The 16,889-nt window shown below is 68.5% G+C and carries 17 protein-coding genes; 8 read left to right on the top strand and 9 right to left on the bottom strand.

The genetic code is table 11. The features are described from left to right. Positions 1 to 8: 8 nt before the first annotated feature. Together BT264_RS03520 and BT264_RS03515 are read left to right on the top strand one after the other, a co-directional pair. Positions 9 to 335, top strand: a complete 327-nt coding sequence (locus tag BT264_RS03520; protein WP_034182754.1) for an NAD(P) transhydrogenase subunit alpha part 2 — start codon at positions 9 to 11, stop codon at positions 333 to 335. Continuing rightward, a complete protein-coding gene (locus BT264_RS03515; protein WP_072436304.1) occupies positions 332 to 1,786 on the top strand; it encodes an NAD(P)(+) transhydrogenase (Re/Si-specific) subunit beta in 1,455 nt (484 codons plus the stop codon). The genes BT264_RS03520 and BT264_RS03515 overlap by 4 nt, the downstream gene beginning before the upstream one ends. A gap of 151 nt (positions 1,787 to 1,937) precedes the next feature. Here the strand turns inward: BT264_RS03515 and BT264_RS03510 are convergent, their stop codons facing one another. Further along, positions 1,938 to 2,624 (bottom strand): helix-turn-helix transcriptional regulator, encoded by a 687-nt coding sequence (locus BT264_RS03510; protein WP_034182756.1) that lies wholly within the window; start codon positions 2,622 to 2,624, stop codon positions 1,938 to 1,940. A 73-nt stretch (positions 2,625 to 2,697) separates the two neighbouring features. Beyond that, complete coding sequence (locus BT264_RS03505; RefSeq protein WP_072436303.1) at positions 2,698 to 3,102, bottom strand: VOC family protein; 405 nt, start codon at positions 3,100 to 3,102, stop codon at positions 2,698 to 2,700. 169 nt (positions 3,103 to 3,271) lie between these two features. Between BT264_RS03505 and BT264_RS03500 the strand changes: the two genes are divergently transcribed. Both BT264_RS03500 and BT264_RS03495 read left to right on the top strand, forming a co-directional pair. Continuing rightward, the gene (locus BT264_RS03500) at positions 3,272 to 3,604 is read left to right on the top strand and encodes an ArsR/SmtB family transcription factor (protein WP_072436302.1); all 333 of its coding nucleotides are present in this window, start codon (positions 3,272 to 3,274) and stop codon (positions 3,602 to 3,604) included. Beyond that, on the top strand, positions 3,597 to 4,061 hold the full coding sequence (locus BT264_RS03495; RefSeq protein ID WP_072436301.1) for an SRPBCC family protein: 465 nt from the start codon (positions 3,597 to 3,599) through the stop codon (positions 4,059 to 4,061). Before BT264_RS03500 ends, BT264_RS03495 begins: the two co-directional genes overlap by 8 nt. Positions 4,062 to 4,121: 60 nt before the next feature. Here BT264_RS03495 and BT264_RS03490 read toward each other — a convergent pair whose 3' ends face one another. The 6 genes from BT264_RS03490 to BT264_RS03460 all read right to left on the bottom strand — a co-directional run bounded on the left by BT264_RS03490 (position 4,122) and on the right by BT264_RS03460 (position 11,794). Next, a complete protein-coding gene (locus BT264_RS03490) occupies positions 4,122 to 5,423 on the bottom strand; it encodes a THUMP domain-containing class I SAM-dependent RNA methyltransferase (protein ID WP_072436300.1) in 1,302 nt (433 codons plus the stop codon). A gap of 154 nt (positions 5,424 to 5,577) precedes the next feature. Next, positions 5,578 to 7,692 (bottom strand): site-specific recombinase, encoded by a 2,115-nt coding sequence (locus BT264_RS03485; protein WP_072436299.1) that lies wholly within the window; start codon positions 7,690 to 7,692, stop codon positions 5,578 to 5,580. Positions 7,693 to 8,156: 464 nt separating this feature from the next. Then, positions 8,157 to 8,885, bottom strand: coding sequence for a PqiC family protein (locus BT264_RS03475; protein ID WP_072436298.1), 729 nt, complete (start codon positions 8,883 to 8,885; stop codon positions 8,157 to 8,159). Then, positions 8,882 to 10,501 (bottom strand): PqiB family protein, encoded by a 1,620-nt coding sequence (locus tag BT264_RS03470; protein WP_072436297.1) that lies wholly within the window; start codon positions 10,499 to 10,501, stop codon positions 8,882 to 8,884. The genes BT264_RS03475 and BT264_RS03470 overlap by 4 nt, the downstream gene beginning before the upstream one ends. Further along, positions 10,494 to 11,123 carry a paraquat-inducible protein A gene (locus BT264_RS03465; protein ID WP_072436296.1) on the bottom strand — a complete coding sequence of 210 codons (630 nt, stop codon included), beginning with the start codon at positions 11,121 to 11,123 and terminating at the stop codon, positions 10,494 to 10,496. Before BT264_RS03465 ends, BT264_RS03470 begins: the two co-directional genes overlap by 8 nt. Then, positions 11,120 to 11,794 carry a paraquat-inducible protein A gene (locus BT264_RS03460; protein ID WP_072436295.1) on the bottom strand — a complete coding sequence of 225 codons (675 nt, stop codon included), beginning with the start codon at positions 11,792 to 11,794 and terminating at the stop codon, positions 11,120 to 11,122. The genes BT264_RS03465 and BT264_RS03460 overlap by 4 nt, the downstream gene beginning before the upstream one ends. A 257-nt stretch (positions 11,795 to 12,051) precedes the next feature. Between BT264_RS03460 and BT264_RS03455 the strand changes: the two genes are divergently transcribed. The 4 genes from BT264_RS03455 (at position 12,052) to BT264_RS03435 (ending at position 15,298) form a co-directional block, all read left to right on the top strand. Next, positions 12,052 to 12,612 carry a cytochrome b gene (locus tag BT264_RS03455; protein ID WP_072436294.1) on the top strand — a complete coding sequence of 187 codons (561 nt, stop codon included), beginning with the start codon at positions 12,052 to 12,054 and terminating at the stop codon, positions 12,610 to 12,612. A gap of 8 nt (positions 12,613 to 12,620) precedes the next feature. Beyond that, a complete protein-coding gene (locus BT264_RS03450; RefSeq protein ID WP_072436439.1) occupies positions 12,621 to 13,181 on the top strand; it encodes a YceI family protein in 561 nt (186 codons plus the stop codon). Between the two features lie 64 nt (positions 13,182 to 13,245). After that, a complete protein-coding gene (locus BT264_RS03445; protein ID WP_072436293.1) occupies positions 13,246 to 13,827 on the top strand; it encodes a YceI family protein in 582 nt (193 codons plus the stop codon). Between the two features lie 193 nt (positions 13,828 to 14,020). Beyond that, positions 14,021 to 15,298, top strand: coding sequence for an MFS transporter (locus BT264_RS03435; RefSeq protein WP_072436291.1), 1,278 nt, complete (start codon positions 14,021 to 14,023; stop codon positions 15,296 to 15,298). Positions 15,299 to 15,317: 19 nt separating this feature from the next. On the opposite strand, the gene BT264_RS03430 is transcribed toward BT264_RS03435, so the two are convergent. After that, on the bottom strand, positions 15,318 to 16,889 hold the full coding sequence (locus tag BT264_RS03430) for a S41 family peptidase (protein ID WP_083533895.1): 1,572 nt from the start codon (positions 16,887 to 16,889) through the stop codon (positions 15,318 to 15,320).

Genomic DNA, 16,889 nt, shown 5'->3' with positions numbered 1-16,889 from the left:
GGGAGACCATGGAAGTCATCAATCACACGGTGATCAACGTGATCATCTTCGTGCTGGCGGTGTACGTCGGCTACCACGTCGTCTGGAACGTCACGCCGGCGCTGCATACGCCGCTGATGGCCGTCACCAACGCGATCTCGGCGATCGTGATCGTCGGCGCGATGCTCGCGGCGGCGCTCACCGTCGGCGTGACCGGCAAGTTCTTCGGCACGCTCGCGGTCGCGCTCGCGGCCGTCAACGTGTTCGGCGGTTTTCTCGTGACGAGGCGAATGCTCGAGATGTTCCGCAAGAAGGAGCCCAAGCGTGTCGAGGGCGGCAAGGAGGGCGCGCGATGAGCATGAACGTCGTTACCCTGCTGTACCTCGTCGCATCGGTGTGCTTCATCCAGGCGCTGAAGGGCCTGTCGAACCCGAAAAGCGCGCGGCGCGGCAACCTGTTCGGGATGGTCGGGATGGCCATCGCGATCCTCACGACGGTCGCGCTGATCGTCAAGCAGGCGGCCTGGCTCGGCGCGAACCTGCCGCTCGGCATCGCGCTGGTGCTCGGCGCGCTGGTCGTCGGCGGCGGTGTCGGTGCGTTCGTCGCCGCGCGCGTCGAGATGACGAAGATGCCGGAGCTCGTCGCGGCGATGCACTCGCTGATCGGTCTCGCGGCCGTGTGCATCGCATATGCGGTGGTGTCGGAGCCGGAAGCGTTCGGGCTCGTGCCGCAGGACGCCGTCGCGTCGAACTTCATCCCGTACGGCAACCGCGTCGAGCTGTTCATCGGCACGTTCGTCGGCGCGATCACGTTCTCCGGGTCGGTGATCGCGTTCGGCAAGCTGTCGGGCAAGTACAAGTTCCGGCTGTTCCAGGGCGCGCCGGTCGTGTATGCGGGCCAGCACCTGATCAACCTGATGCTTGCGATCGCGATGCTCGGCTTCGGCATCCTGTTCGTCATCACGCAGGCGTGGCTGCCGTTCATCATCATGACGGCGATCGCGTTCGTGCTCGGCGTGCTGATCATCATCCCGATCGGCGGCGCGGACATGCCGGTGGTCGTGTCGATGCTGAACTCGTACTCGGGGTGGGCTGCGGCCGGCATCGGCTTCTCGCTGAACAACGCGATGCTGATCATCGCCGGCTCGCTGGTCGGCTCGTCGGGCGCGATCCTGTCGTACATCATGTGCCACGCGATGAACCGCTCGTTCTTCAACGTGATCCTCGGCGGCTTCGGCGGCGAGGCGGCGGCCGGCGGCGCGGCGGGCGCGCAGGAACAGCGCCCGGTGAAGTCGGGGTCGGCCGACGACGCGGCGTTCATGCTCGGCAACGCGGAATCGGTCGTGATCGTGCCGGGCTACGGGCTGGCCGTCGCCCGTGCGCAGCACGCGCTGAAGGAACTGACCGACAAGCTGATCGAGAAGGGCGTCGACGTGCGCTATGCGATCCATCCGGTTGCCGGGCGGATGCCGGGGCACATGAACGTGCTGCTCGCGGAAGCGGAAGTGCCGTACGACATCGTGTTCGAGATGGAGGACATCAACGGCGAGTTGGGCCAGGCCGACGTGGTGCTGGTGCTCGGCGCGAACGACGTGGTGAACCCGGCCGCGAAGAACGATCCGAAATCGCCGATCGCGGGGATGCCGATCATCGAGGCGTACAAGGCGCGCACGGTGATCGTCAACAAGCGTTCGATGGCGGCCGGCTACGCGGGCCTCGACAACGATCTCTTCTACATGGACAAGACGATGATGGTCTTCGGCGATGCGAAGAAGGTCATCGAGGACATGGTGAAGGCCGTCGAGTAACGCACGCACCGGCAATGCGGGCGCCTGCTTCAATGCGCGGGCGGCCCGCCCGGACGGGCCCGACCGGCGCAAGCCGGCCGGGCCTTTTTCATGGCGCGACGAGGTTCGCGATGCGCGCGGAGATCGCGTCGCGCACGATCGCCGGATCGCGTCAGCGCATCGGCGCTTCCGCGATCCGCATGTAGTCGGCGATCCGCCGTCCTTCCATGTCCGGAAACTGCTCGTGCACGGTGATGTCGCCCATCCGCGCGATATCGAAGGTGCGGAAATCGTCGCGCAGCTCGCACCACGCGCCGATCGTCCAGCGCCCGCCCCAGTAGACGAGCCCGAGCGGCCATACGCGGCGTTGCGAATGCGCGCCGAGCCGGTCGCGGTAGCCGAAGCTGACGATGTGGCGCGTGTCGATTGCCTGGTGGATCGCGTCGACCTTCGCGCAAAACGTCTCGTCGATGTGGAACGACGGCGCGAACACGGGCAGGCGGTCGAGCGCCGTGCGCTTGTCGGCCGGCATCGCCGACGCGATCTTCGCAAGCGCCGAGCGGGCGCCGCTCGCGAAGCGCGCACCGCCCCAGGTCTCGAGCATGCGCGCGCCGGTGGCGAGCGCCGCGAGCTCCTCGGCCGTGAACGTGAGCGGCGGCAGGCTTGCGTTGCGGTTCAGCCGATAGCCGATGCCGGCTTCGCCTTCGATCGGCACCCCTGACAGTTGCAGGTCGCGCACGTCGCGATAGACCGTGCGCGGCGACACCGATAGCCAGTCGGCCAACTGCTGCGCGGTCGTGAGACGGCGCCCGCGCAACAGCTCGGCGATCTGGAACAGGCGGTCGGCACGGCGTGTCATGGCAGCACCTCGATTCCAACGGCTAAGGGGACTTCGCGATGATAGCGCCGCACCGCCCCGATGGCCGATGCGCTCAATGGCATTTCGGCGCGTGCAGGCCGACGCGGTTGCCTTCGGTATCGATCAGGTAGCCGATGTAGCCGTAGTTGTTCGGCAGCTCGACGACCGAGCCCTGCACGACGCCGCCCGCGCGCTTCGCGCGCTCGAGCGCCGCGACGACCGAGTCGCCGGCGTTCAGGTAGACGAGCACGCCGTTCGCGCTGGGCTTCATCTGCTGCGGATCGAACACGATGCTGCCGCCCGTGCTCGACGCCTCGTGATCGAACATCGCCATCGGCACGCCGCCGATGACTTCGCGCTGCAGCGTGGTTTGCAGCACGGTTTCGTAAAAGCGGATCGCGCGGTCGAAATCGAGGGACGGAATGTCGAACCAAGCGATTGCGCGTTCCAGGGTTGCGGTGGCAGTTGCGGACGTCATGACGAACTCCTTGTTGCGTTGTTATTCGGGTTCTGTGTGGAAACCAGCGTTGCATTGCGCCGGGATTGCAGTGTGATCGCGGCCTGCTGACACCGTATTGTCAGTAGAGTTGTCATCCTTGACATGCAACTATTTGGTTGCATAATAAGACCATCGACCCGGGAGCGGCATGGACCTCGTTTTCAAGGCGCTGGCCGATGCCACGCGCCGTCAGTTGCTCGACCTGCTGCATGCGAAAAGCGGCCAGACCCTGTCCGGGCTGTGCGACGGACTCGCGATGAGCCGGCAGGCCGTGAGCAAGCATCTCGCGTTGCTCGAGGCCGCGAACCTCGTCGCGACCGCATGGCGCGGCAGGGAGAAGCTGCATTACCTGAATCCGGTGCCGATCCACGACATCGCGGAACGCTGGATCGGCAAGTTCGAGCGTCAGCGCCTGCAGGCGCTGGCGGATCTCAAGCGCGGGCTGGAAGCGGCCCGCGGCACAGGAGACGACGATGGGTAATCCCGCCTTTGTGTACGTGACCTTCATCGCGGCGACGCCCGAGCGCGTGTTCGACGCACTGACCAACGCCGAGCTGACGAAGGACTACTGGGTACGGCATCGCAACGCGTCGCCCGACTGGCGGCCGGGCTCGAGATGGGAACATCAGGACTACGACGATCCGTCGCGTGTCGACATCGTCGGCGAAGTGGTCGAGAACGATCCGCCGCACCGGCTGGTCGTCACGTGGCGTACGCCGTCGGGAGACGGCGAGGAATCGCGCGTGACCTATCTCGTCGAGCCGCACGAGGGCGTCGTGAAGCTGACCGTCACGCACGACGGGCTCGTGGCCGGTTCGGAGATGGATCGCGGGATTCGCGGCGGGTGGCCGGTCGTGCTGTCGAGCCTGAAGACGCTGCTCGAGACGGGGCACGCACTGCCGTTCACGATGGCGCGCTGGTCGAAGTCGAAGCACTGACGCGCGCCGGCGGGAGGAGCGCGCGGGCGCCGCGATGGCGGCCCCGCGCGATGGCGTCGCTTATGCGTCGCCTTCCGGCGCGGCCGGGCGCGCCTTCACGCTGCCGGCGATCAGGTCGAAGCGGAACAGCCGGCATTCGAGCGCGCCGTTGAACAGCGGCGTCTTCGCCGATTCGCGCAGCCGCAACTGGCCCGGCAGCGAACGGTCGGACGTCAGCAGGAATGCTTGCCAGCCCGTGAAGCGCTGCTTCAGCGCATCGCCGAGCGCGTTGAAGAACTCGCTGTCCGGCGCGTCGGTGTGCGTGCGGCGGAACGCGTCGTCGTTGCCGCGGTTGCGGCCCGTCTCGCGCACCTCGCCGCGCGCGCTGCGGCCGCGCACTTCGATCCGCTCGCCGTACGGCGGGTTCGCGAGGATGATGCCCGGCCCGTCGCACGGCGGCGTCATCCCGCGGGCGTCGACCTGCTTGAGCCACACCGACGGCACGCCAGCGCGCTCGAGGTTCGCGCGCGCCTTCTCGAGCATGTCGCCGGAAATGTCGCTGCCGTACACGCCGAGCGCGTCGCCGCGCTTGCCGCGCGCCGCGCGCTTCGCATCCAGCGCCGGGACCTTCAGGCCCTGCCACGCGGTGATGTCGTACTGCTTGAGCTTTTCGAAGCCGAACCGGCGCTCGACGCCCGGCGCCACGCCGAGCGCGATCTGCGCGGCTTCCGCGAGGAACGTGCCGCTGCCGCACATCGGGTCGTACAGCGGCGTGCCGGGCGTCCAGCCCGTCAGGCGCAGGATGCCGGCCGCGAGGTTCTCGCGCAGCGGTGCCGCGCCCTTGTCGAGACGCCAGCCGCGCTTGAACAGCGGCTCGCCCGATGTGTCGAGGTACAGCGTGCACTCGTTGGCCGTCAGGAACGCGAACACGCGCACGTCCGGCGCACCCGTGTCGATGCTCGGGCGGGCGCCGGTCTTGTCGCGCATCCGGTCGCAGATCGCGTCCTTCACGCGCAACGTCGCGAATTCGAGGCTTTTCAGCGGCGACTTGATCGCGGTGATGTCGACGCGCAGCGTCTGGGTCGCCGCGAACCAGCGCTCCCACGGCTGCTCGAGCGCGAGCGCATAGACATCCTGCTCGTTGCGGTACGCGCGGTGCGCGATCTTCAGCAGGATCCGGCTCGCGATCCGCGAATGGAGGTTCGCGGCCATGCCGGCGGCCCAGCCGCCGCTGAAATGGACGCCGCCCGGCACCTGCGCGCCCGCGGTGAACGGCGCGCCGTTCAGGTGGCGGCCGGCGATTTCGGCCAGCTCGGCGGCAAGCGCCGCTTCGAGGCCGCGCGGGCAGGGGGCGAAGAATTCGTACAGGGTGGGCGAGGACATAAGGCGGGTGAGGACGTGCAAAAGTCCACCATTGTACGCGGCGCGGGCGACCGGGGCCGGCGTTTCGGCGCGGCGACGCAGGCGCGACGGCGGCGTTCGCGCGGGGAGGCCGGCGCGGCGGCTCCCGGTCGGGCACCGCCGCGCCGCCGCAGGCTCAGTGCGCGCCAGGCTGGCCGGTGCGCGCGGCCTGGCCGCCGGCCGGCCAGAACAGCGCGAGCGGATTCGACAGCACCGTGCGGACGATCGCGGCGACGAGCGCGCGCACCTTGGTCGGGCGCAGGCTGCGCGAGCGCACGGCCATCGTGAACGCGAGCGCGAAGCTCACGAGCACGTTGAGGATCGCCATGCTGAGCACGCCGGCGCCGGCCCACCACAGCTCGGGCGTCCCGAGCGCACCCTTGCCCAGCACGCCGAGCGCGATCCCGATCGAGCCGGCCGACAGCGTCACGTGCCGCACCTCGAACGGGAACATGAACACGGTGACGATCGCCGGAACGAGGCCGAGCATCAGGCCGAGGCCGACGTTCGCGACCACGCCCGCGACGTTCGACCGGCAGAAGTGCGCGAGCTTCGCGGCGCCGGCCGCGCCGAGCGTCAGGCGCAGCCGGCGGTTGTAGGTGAGCGCGTCGCCGACCCGGTGCAGCACGAACCAGTTGTCGGCCCAGCCCGCGAGCAGGCTCGACGCCCACAGCAGCACGCCCGTCAGCGCCGCGTAGAGCGGCGTCGGGCCGAGCAGCGAGAACGAGTGCAGCGTCGCGTGCGCCTTCTCCGGCGAGATCAGGTTCGCGTGCAGTACGTTGCCCGCGAACAGCTGCACGAGCAGGCACACGGGCAGCACGACGAGCACGTTGCCGGAAATCGCGGCCGCCTGCGTGCGGATCAGCGCGATCACCGACGACACGAACGCCTTCACGCCTTCGTCGTGGCCGGTGTCGTCGAGTTCGCGCGCGAGCGTCGGCGCGGTCATCGCGGGCTGCTTGGTCGCGAGCGTGAAGTGCAGGAAGTGCATCAGCATGAAGCTGGCCGCGTAGTTGATGCCCGCGAGCAGCCCTTCGAGCATCGACTGCAGGTGCGCGCCCGTGATCGCGAACTTCACGCACACGGTCACGACCGTGACGAGGCCGCCGCCGGCGGCCATCCGCAGCATCTTCAGGTACTCGGCGCGGCCGCGCGAGATGTAGTGCTCGCCGGTGTCCGCGTTGGTCTCGACGAGCTTGCGCGCGAACAGCGAGAAGTTGCTGCGCACGAGGTGCGTGACGCTCTGGCTGTTCTGGTTCGCGTCGACCAGCTCGGCCGTCAGGCGTGCCATCCCGTGCAGGTCGTCGCGTGCCATCCACGCGTTCAGCAGCGTTTCGGCGCGCAGGATGCGCATGCGCATCCGTTCGACCTGGAACACGATGTCGACCGACACGCCGTTGCGGTACAGGTGCGAGAACACGTTGTCGACCGCGATCCGGCATTCGTCGAGCAGCACGCGCAGGTAGTTCACCTCGTGCAGCAGCTTGCTCGGGTCGCCGCCGTCCTCGACGGCCGCGTGCGCGGTCTCGACCGCAAGCATCGCGCGCGTGAGGCGATAGAACGGCTGCGTTTCGAGCGGCTGGCGCGCGTCATCGTCGGACAGCCGGCTGCGCACCGTCTGCGACAGGCCGGTCGAGCTGATCTGGCAGGTCAGGTTGTGCAGCGCGGCCAGCAGATCGCGCGAGAACGAGCCGGGCTCGTGGCGCTCTTCGTCGGTGACGTCGAACGAGAACAGCTCGGCGAGGCGCGCGAGCAGGTCGTCGGGCAGCGCGTCGATCCATTGCGCGTCCCCGGGTGCCGGGAACATCAGCGTGAACAGCGCCGACAGTTCGCGGCGGTTCGGCGCGGGCGGGATCAGCGACGAGTCGATCCGCTCGAACAGCGCGCCGAAGAAGCCCGAGTGCACGGGCATGCCGGCGTCGCACAGCAGCGAGATGCCGTCGCACTCGCGCAGGATGCCGCGCAGGATGCGCGCGGCATGCGATTTCCATGCGGGGTTGCGATCGAGCACGTGGAACAGGTAGCGCAGCCGCGCATGGGCCGGATACGCGCGTGCGTCGGCGTCGCGCTCGGCCGGCGCGTCCTGCATCGTGCCGTTGCGGCGCAGCCAGTGCGCGAGCTCGATCAGCCATTCGCTGCGCTCGGCGTATGACGCATCGGCGTCGGCGTGCGCGAGCAGCGCATCGAGCTGGTGGCCGGCATTGCGCGACGCGCGCCACTTCTTGATCAGGGTCGTCAGGGAACGGAACATAAACGGAATAGCGAAAGCCCTGGACGGGCGGGTTCGGGATGCCGGCCGGGAATGCGGCACGGCGCCGGGGAGAACGGGTGAGACGGGGCCGGTTGCCGGACGATGCGCGGCGATCCGCGGCACGGCTGCCCCGCTGCGGTGCACGCCGATCGCGTCCGGGCGCGGGGAAGCACGGTAGTCGGGCCGAATGCGGCCCGGTGCCGCCGGCTCGCGCGCACGACGAGCGGCGCGAGCCTGAAAGTGCGTAGGATCGTCAATCGGGCCGGAAAATGCAAGCCGACCGCGTTGCATGGTGCCGGTTCCGGTCGACTTTGACAAACAATGCAAAGCCGCCGTTCGGCCGATGAAGGCGCGCTGTGCGATCGGCTGCGGCAGCGTCATGCAAGCGGCTGCCGGCAGCCGCGCCGCGTCGGACGAAGCCGCACTGGCGAACGGTTCTTCAGACGTCCGTCAGCGCTGCCGGCTCATGCGCCGCCGGACTTGCCCGTCGCGCCGGCGTCGCCGCCGGACGTCGGGACGGCCGGGCACGGCACGACCGGCGCGGCGGCCGTCTTGCTGCCGGCCGCGGGCGCCGTCGCGGGCGTCGTGCCGCGGCTTGCGGCCATCGCGCGCACGCCGGCCGCGGCCTGCGTGGCAATCACGTCGAGCGCGCGCCGATGGCCGGCGACGAGCGCGTCGTAGCTGTCGGCGACCGGTTCCGCGACGCTCGTGCGGCAGGTCATCACGGCCTGCGTGCCGAGCGGGCGCACGCTCCACACGGCGTCGACCGCTGCGCGCTTGCCGGGCCACGACTCGAAGCGCTGCACGTTCACGCTGACGCGATACACGGGCACGCCGGGCGGGTACGCGGAATTCGCGACGTCGATCGTGCCGAGCTGCGCGGCGAGATCGTCCGACAGCGCACGGCGGATCTCGTCGGCGGGCGGCGACGCCCAGCGTTCCTGCTCGAGCACGTCGACCTGCGCGGCGTTCTTCTGCACGACCAGCTGGTTCTTCGCGACCTGCTCGGGCACGCCGACGGACGGCACCTCGATCAGGAACGCCGGGTTGGCCGGCGCGGTGCGCACCGGGGCCGCGGCGTCGGCCGGGCTGAGCGTATAGAACCGCGCGGGCGGCGAGCTGCACGCGGCGAGCGCGAGTGCGGCGAAGGCCGCCGCCGCGCCGCTCGCAAAACCGTTCACGCGTGTCGTCATTGTTTATCTCCTGGCTTGCCCTTGAGCAGCGATTCGGGGTGACGCTCCAGATAATCGGCGAGCGCGTTCAGCGACTGCAGCGTGCGCGTGAGCTCCTTCAGCGCGCCGCGCACGTCGGACTGCAGCGGCGAATCCTGCTGCAGCGTCGCCTCGGCGGTCGAGAAGGTCTGCTTCGCGGCCGACAGCGTGTCGCGCGCTTCCGGCGCGACCTGCGTGTCGAGCTGCTTGAACAGCTTGTCGGCGTTCGACAGCGCGCTGTTCAGGTTCGCGCCGATCTGGTCGAACGGCACCTTGTCGAGTTTCTTCGCGATGTCGGCGACCTGCAGCTGCAGTTCGTCGAGCGTGTTCGGCACGGTCGGCAGCTCGAGCGGCTGGCGCGCCATGTCGATCTTCACGGCCGGCGCCTTCGGGAAGAAGTCGAGCGCGACGTAAAGCTGGCTCGTCAGCAGGTTGCCGGTGCGCAGCTGGCCGCGCAGCCCGTGCTGGACGAGCCGTTCGACGATCTCGCGGCGGGCCGGTTCGCCCTTGCTCTCGATCGTTTCGCGGAAGCGGCGGCCGAGGCGCTCCGGATACACGTTCATCGTCACCGGCATCGTGAAGTTCTTCGTCTTCGGATCGTAGTCGATGCCGATGTTCGTTACTTCGCCGAGCACGATGCCGCGGAAGTCGACCGTCGCGCCGACGGCGAGCCCGCGCAGCGACTGGTTGAAGTTCATCACGACCTGCAGCGGCTGGCCGTCCGGGTCGCGCATCGCGTCGCCCTCGTCGGAGGCCAGGCGGAACGTCGTGTTGTTCGGTGCCGTCGCGCCGCTGCCCTGGTTCGGCGGCGTCTGGAATGCGATGCCGCCGAGGATCACCGTCGCGAGCGACTGCGTGTTCAGCTTCAGGCCGCTCGAATCGAGCCGCAGGTCGACGCCGCTGGCCTGCCACCAGCGCGAGTTTACGCCGACGTACTGGTCGTACGGCGCAGTAACGAACACGTTGACCGTGACGCCCGTGCCGTCCTTGTCGAGCGAGAAGCCGACCACCTGGCCGACCTGCACGCGGCGGTAGTAGACGGGCGAGCCGATGTCGATCGAGCCGAGCGAATCGCCGCGCAGCACGTATTGCGTGCCTTTCTGGTCGCCCGTGACGGCGGGCGGCGTTTCGGAGCCCGTAAAGTCGGTCAGCGTATCCTGCCCGTGGCCGGCGTCGACGCCGATATACGCGCCGGACAGCAGCGTGCCGAGCCCCGACACGCCGGTCGCGCCGACGCGCGGCCGCACGATCCAGAAGCGCGAGCCCTTGACCGCGAAGTCCTCGGCTTCCTTCTTGAGCTGCACCTGGACGAGCACGCGCGACAGGTCTTTCGACAGCTTGATCGTCTTGACCATGCCGATCTCGACGTCCTTGTACTTGACCTGGGTCTTGCCGGGTTCGAGCCCTTCGGCGCTGTGGAAGCTGATCGTGATTTCCGGACCGCGCTCGCGCACGGACTTGATCACGAGGCCGATGCCGATCAGCGCGGCGATCAGCGGCACGAGCCACACGAGCGACGGCAGCCAGCCGCTTTTCGTCGAGATCGTCGGGTCGGGCGGCCGGGGCTGGTCGTGCTGCGGGCCTTGCGGACTATTCATGGTGATTCCCTGAGGTTTCGACTGGATCCCAGATCAGGCGGGGATCGAACTGCATCGATGCGAGCATCGTCAGGATCACGACCGAGCCGAACGCGATCGCGCCGGGGCCGGCCGTGATGACGGCGAGCGAACGGAAATGGACGAGCGCGACGGTGAGCGTCACGACGAAGATGTCGAGCATCGACCAGCGGCCGATGCGCTCGACGATCCGGAACAGGCGCGTGCGCTGCAGCGGCCGCCACGGCGAGCGGCGCTGCGCGCTGATCACGAGGATCAGCAGCACGCCGAGCTTGAGCATCGGCACGAGGATGCTCGCGACGAACACGACGACGGCGAGCGGCCAGTCGCCCGACACCCAGAAATAGATGACGCCGCTCATGATCGTGTCTTCCTGCGAGCCGACGATCGATGCGGTGCGCATGATCGGCAGCAGGTTCGCCGGAATGTAGAGGATCGCGGCCGCGAGCAGCAGCGCCCAGGTGCGCATGATGCTGTTCGGGATGCGGAAATGCAGCGCGGTGCCGCAGCGCGTGCAGTGCGCATGCGGCCGGTCGAGCGTCTGCACGAGTCCGCACGTGTGGCAGCTCGCATAGCCCTCGCGGGCGGCGGTCGGCGTCGTCATCGGCGGGCGGCCTCGGGCGGCGGCGCGGCGATGTCGGGCGGCTCCGGCTGTCCGGGCGGGCGCCCGGCGCGCAGGTCGTCGGCGATGTCCCACAACGTGCGCGGATCGAACATCAGCACGACGGCGATCATCAGCGTGAGCGCGGCGAACGCGAACAGCGCGGCATCGGGAACGACACGTGCGAGGCTCACCATCTTCACGATCGTCACGACGATCCCGAGCATGAACACCTCGATCATGCCCCATGGCCGCACGAGCTCGATCGCGCGCAGCACCAGGTTGAAACCGGGCGGCACGACGCCGCGCCGGATCGGCAGCAGCAGGTACAGCAGCGCGGCCATCTCGACGAGCGGGAACAGCACGGTCGAGCAGAACACCATCACGCCGACGACCGCCATGTCCTGGCGCCACAGCGAGTCGATCGCGCCGATCAGCGTCGTCTGCACGCGATTGCCGTTCACGTCCATTTCGAGGATCGGGAACGCCTGCGCGATCGTGAACGTGATCAGCGCCGCGAGCGCGAGCGCGCAGATCCGCTCGATCTGCGTGGTGCTGTCGCGATAGAGCAGTGCGCCGCAGCGCGGACAGCGCGCGATTTCGCGGCGGCCGAGGCGCGGTTTGTGCAACAGTGCGTCGCACTCGTGACAGGCAATCAGGTCGTTTCGTTGCATGGAAAAAGCGGTTGCGCGACGGCGGGAAAACGCGTCGACGGGGCCGGAACCCGCGCCAATCTTACCAAAACGCCTTTTTCGCGGTGTCAACGATCGTGTGTTCAGTGACCGATCGGTAACATGACGGGGAGCGGGCAGCAGGCTGACACGCCTGTCCTCAGAGTCCGCGCAGGTCCAAAGGTTGCGGTAGCATGGCGCCCTTGACAAGCGTCGGACTCATGGCCGGCGCGGCTGTTCGCTGAACTGAGGAATCCAGGATGGTATCGAATTCGCTGCCGGCCAGGCCGGTACGCTATACGCAGAGCGCGATCGCGCTGCACTGGCTGATCGCGCTGCTGATCGTCTGCGCCTTCGCACTGGGCTGGGTGATGACGGACATCCCCGGCTTCACGCCGACGAAGCTGAAGTACTTCTCGTGGCACAAGTGGCTCGGTGTGACGGTGTTCGCGCTGGCCGTGGTGCGCGTGCTGTGGCGCGCGACGCACGTGCCGCCGCCGCTGCCGGGCGGCACGCCGGCGTGGCAGCGTGCGGCGTCGCACGGCGTGCACATCCTGCTGTACGTGTTGATGCTGGTGATTCCGATCACGGGCTACCTGTACAGCTCGGCGTCGAACATCCCGGTCGTGTACCTCGGCATCGTGCCGCTGCCGCGGCTGATCGATCCCGATCCGGTGCTCAAGGAAACCTTCAAGACGCTCCACGTGTCTTTGAATTACATTCTGCTTGCGCTCGTCTCGCTGCACGTGCTCGCGGCGCTCAAGCACCAGTTGTTGGACCGCGACGGCCTACTGTCGCGGATGCTTCCCTTTGCCAAATGAAGGATTCCATGAAAGTGTCTTTCTCCCGCTCCATGCTGACCGCGTTCGCCGCGGTGTCACTTGTCGCGTCGGGCGCGGCGCTCGCCGATGTCGATCTCGCGAAGAGCAAGGTGTCCGCCGTGTCGAAGCAGATGAACGTGCCGACCGAGGGCGCGTTCAAGAAGTTTTCCGCGCAGGTGAAGTTCGATCCGGCGAAGGCCGCGCAGGGCAGCGCGCAAATGACGATCGACGTCGCGAGTTATGACCTCGGCGACAAGATGTACAACGACCAGGTCGCCGGCAAGGACTGGTTCGACGCGAAGACGTATCCGCAGGCGACGTTCGTGTCGTCGGCGATCGCGCCGGCCGGCGGCAACAAGTACAACGTGACCGGCAAGCTGACGATCAAGGGCAAGTCCGAGGCCGTCACCGTGCCCGTGACGGTCACGCAGAGCGGCGCGACGCAGACCTTCGACGGCGTCCTGCCGATCAAGCGTTCGGCGTTCAACGTCGGCACCGGCGAGTGGAAGGACACGTCGATCGTCGCGGACGAAGTGCAGATCAAGTTCCATCTGGTCGCCACGAAGTAAGCGGCGGCCTGTCGCATCACCCGAATGCCGCGCGAGGGCGCGGCGCCGTTCCAAGGAGAATGAGTTGAAAAAGCATCTGATGATCGCCGCCGGCGCACTGGCCGCTTCGCTGTCGTTCTCGGCATTCGCCGACAGCGCGACGTACCAGTTCGACCCGAGCCACACGTACCCGAGCTTCGAGGCCGACCACTTCGGCGGCCTGTCGGTCTGGCGCGGCAAGTTCGACAAGTCGAAGGGCTCGGTGACGCTCGATCGCGCGGCGAAGACCGGCACGGTCGACGTGACGACCGAGATCGGCTCGATCAGCACGGGCAGCACGAAGCTCGACGAGCACCTGCAGACGGCCGAGTTCTTCGACGCATCGAAGTACCCGGAAGCGACCTACAAGGGCGCCATCAAGTTCGACGGCGACAAGCCGGTGTCGGTGGTCGGCAACCTGACGCTGCATGGCGTCACGAAGCCGCTGACGCTGAAGATCGATTCGTTCAAGTGCATGCCGCACCCGATGCTCAAGCGTGAAGTGTGCGGCGTCGACGCGATCGGCGAATTCAGCCGCGACGATTTCGGCCTCGACTACGGCAAGCAGTACGGCTTCAAGATGAAGACGAAGCTGCTGATCACGGCCGAAGCCGTCAAGCAGCAGTAACGCCGCCGGCCGGGCCTGCCGCCGCGCCGGCCCGCCGCGAGTCAACCGCCGCGTTCCCATTGCCGGGAGCGCGGCGGTATTTTTTTGCGCGCCTATAATCGCCCGAGCGCCGCTCGCGGCGCCCGGCGGGCCGACGGCGCGGGCGTGGCCGCGGCCGCCTCGAACAGAACGTACAACGACAAGGAGATCGCCGATGCATGCCGCCACGCAGTCCCGTTCCATTGCCTCGTCGCCGCGCGTGTGGCGCGCGGTGGTCGCCGCGTCGATCGGCAACGCGCTCGAGTGGTTCGATCTCGTCGTCTACGGCTTCTTCGCGGTGACGATCTCGAAGCTGTTCTTTCCGGCCGGCAACGACACCGTGTCGCTGCTGCTCACGCTCGGCACGTTCGGCGTGTCGTTCTTCATGCGGCCACTCGGCGCGATCGTGCTCGGCGCGTATGCCGACCGCGCGGGCCGCAAGGCCGCGCTCACGCTGTCGATCCTGCTGATGATGGTCGGCACGCTGATCATCGCGGTGCTGCCGACCTACGAGACGATCGGCGTCGCCGCGCCGGTGATCCTCGTCGCCGCGCGGCTGGTGCAGGGCTTCTCGGCCGGCGGCGAGTTCGGCAGCGCGACCGCGTTCCTTGCCGAACACGTGCCGGGCCGGCGCGGTTTCTTCGCGAGCTGGCAGGTCGCGAGCCAGGGGCTCACGACGCTGCTCGCCGCCGGCTTCGGCACCGTGCTGAACGCGCAGCTGTCGGCCGCGCAGATGGCTTCGTGGGGCTGGCGCGTGCCGTTCTTCTTCGGGCTGCTGCTCGGGCCCGTCGCGTACTACATCCGCACCAAGGTCGACGAGACGCCCGAATTCCTCGCGGCCGAGGGCACCGCGAACCCGCTGCGCGACACGTTCGCATCGCACAAGGCGCGCCTGGTCGCGGCGATGGGCGTGGTCGTGCTCGGCACCGTCGCGACCTATCTCGTGCTGTTCATGCCGACCTACGGCGTGAAGCAGCTCGGCCTCGCACCGTCCGCCGCGTTCGCGGCGATCCTCGTCGTCGGCGTGATCCAGATGGCGTTCGCGCCGCTCGTCGGCCACTGGTCGGATCGTTACGGCCGCGTGCGCGTGATGATCGCGCCCGCCATCGGCATCCTCGTGCTGATCTATCCGGCATTCGCCTATCTCGTCGCGCATCCGGGCTTCGGCACGCTGATCGCGCTGCAGGTGCTGCTCGCATTCCTGATGACCGGCTACTTCGCGGCGCTGCCGGGCCTGCTGTCCGAAGTGTTTCCGGTGCAGACGCGCACGACCGGGATGTCGCTCGCGTATAACGTCGCGGTGACGATCTTCGGCGGCTTCGGGCCGTTCATCATCGCGTGGCTGATCCGTGCGACCGGTCTGAAGACCGCGCCGAGCTTCTACCTGATGTTCGCGGCCGTGCTGAGCCTCGCGGCGCTGGTCGTGCTGCGCCGGCGATTCGGCTTCCGGTAGCAGGGCGGGCGGCGGCGCGTCAGTTGCCGCCGCGTTCGCACACGGGCTGCGCGGGCATCAATTGCGCCGGCGCGTCGACGGTCCGCACGGCGCGCCCCGCGAGCGCGGCGAGCGCCTGCTGGAACTGCCAGTCGTCGGCGGTGCCGAATGCGCGCTGCGGCAGCGCCGCGCTTTTCGACGTATCGACCTTCGCGCGCATGCGCGCTTCGCGCAGCTTCTGCCGTTCCTTGCGTACCTGCGCGAACGGGTCGGGCATCAGCCGGTCCGCATACGGCGCGCGCGCGAGATCGACCTCCCGGTACCACAGCAGCACGCCGTCGACGTCCGAATCGCGGCGCGGCGGCACGAGCCAGTCCGGCACGACGCCGTAGCCGTCCATCGGGCAGCCGTTCGGCCGCAGGTTGCGCGCGAACGTGAAGTTCAGGCGCGTGCTGTCGATCAGGTCGACGCCGGTCTGCGCGAGCCCCTTCCCGTAGGTCGGCATGCCGAGCAGTTTCGCGCGGCCGAGATCCTTCAGCGCCGCCGCGGTCGCTTCGGCGGCCGACGCGCTCTGTCCGTCGACGAGCACGACGAGCGGCACGGTGCGCCACCAGTTGTCGGCCTGCAGCGGCGCGAGCGGATCCTGTCCGTGCATCACCGGCAGTTCGTAGTCGGGCCAGTTGGTCGAGAAGCGGCGGCGGTCGGCGTCGCCGCGCTCGACCGTCACCATCGCGGTGCGGTCGCGTCCGGTGAACAGCGCGGCGATGCCGATCGCCGCATTGAGTGCGCCGCCACCGTTGATGCGCAGGTCGAGAATCATCCCTTTCACCGGCGGGCCCGTGCGGCGCGCGGCCTGCACCGCGTCGATGAAGTCGCCGACCGCCGGCTCCGGAAAGCTCGACAGCCGTGTGTACAGGATGTCGCCGTCGAGCCGCTTCGCGATCGCCGGATGCGGCTTGACGATCGCGCGCACGGGCGCGAAGCTCAGCGCCGCATGGTTCGGGCCGCGCTGCACCGTGAGCTTCAGCGGGACGCCCGCATCGCCCTTCGCGAGTTTCACGAGCTCGCTGCTGTCGATGCCGACGACGCTCCTGTCGTTCATCGCGACGACGAGGTCGTCGGGACGCACGCCGGCCTTCTCGGCCGGTGCGTCGGGAATCACGTCGATGATGTGCAGCCCGTCGGGCCGCGTCTCGAAGACGATCCCGATGCCCGGCGTGCCGTCGCGGGCGCGCCGCTCGTCGTCGAGCTGCTCCTGGCGTTCCTTCGCGTTGAAGAAGCGTGCGTACGGCAGCGTCTTGATCCCGTCGTGGGTCGCGGCGTCGAGCAGCGCGCCGATGTCGACGTCGGTCAGGTGCTGCTTTTTCAGCACTTCGACGGCGGCCTTGAGTTCGCAGATCTGCGGCTCCCAGTCGGGCGGGCAGGGTGACGGCGATGCGGCGGCAGGCTGGGAGGCCGGGGGAACAGGCGGGGCGACGGGTTGTGAGACAGGCGGTGCGGCGGGCGGCGCGGCTGTTGGTGCGGATGCCGACTGTGCGCCGGCAGGTTGCGTGCACGGCAGCAATGCAGCCGCGACGGCTGCGCAGCCGGCGAGGCGACGAACGACACACAT

The sequence above is a fragment of the Burkholderia sp. NFPP32 genome (assembly GCF_900119325.1).
GTDB lineage: Bacteria > Pseudomonadota > Gammaproteobacteria > Burkholderiales > Burkholderiaceae > Burkholderia > Burkholderia pyrrocinia_C.
This window is presented reverse-complemented; position numbering and strand designations above follow the sequence as displayed.